The organism is Aliiruegeria sabulilitoris, assembly GCF_001558155.1.
GTDB lineage: Bacteria > Pseudomonadota > Alphaproteobacteria > Rhodobacterales > Rhodobacteraceae > Tropicimonas > Tropicimonas sabulilitoris.
This window is the reverse complement of the sequence record NZ_LOAS01000146.1, coordinates 1-321: the sequence shown is the minus strand read 5'-3', so window position 1 is coordinate 321 and position 321 is coordinate 1. Positions and strand designations below refer to the sequence as shown.

Here is a 321-nt window from a genome sequence, read left to right as displayed (position 1 = left end):
ACTCGGTCAAGTCCGGCACCTCGCTGAAACGACTTGCCTCTGAGGTGAACGTCTCCGAACGATACGTCGCGCGCATCATCGCGCTCGCCGGTCTTTCGCCGAAGATCCAGGCCGCCATCGTCGACGGCACCCAGCCGATCGATCTCACGCTGGAGCGGCTCCTGCGCAACAGTTTGCCGTTGGAATGGAGCGCTCAGAAACAGGTGCTCGGATTCGGCGCCTGAACCGCTTCCCTGATCGCGCGGACATTTTCCCTGTTCCGTCAAGAAACATTCCCTGTTCGGGTCCAATAATTCCCTGTTCTTCGGAGTAGGGAAATCT

Annotated in this window: 1 pseudogene; it reads left to right on the top strand. The window is 58.9% G+C overall.

The features are described 5' to 3' along the window. A pseudogene (locus AX756_RS26290) lies at positions 1 to 224 on the top strand (recombinase family protein); the annotation flags it as partial. Positions 225 to 321: the final 97 nt, after the last annotated feature.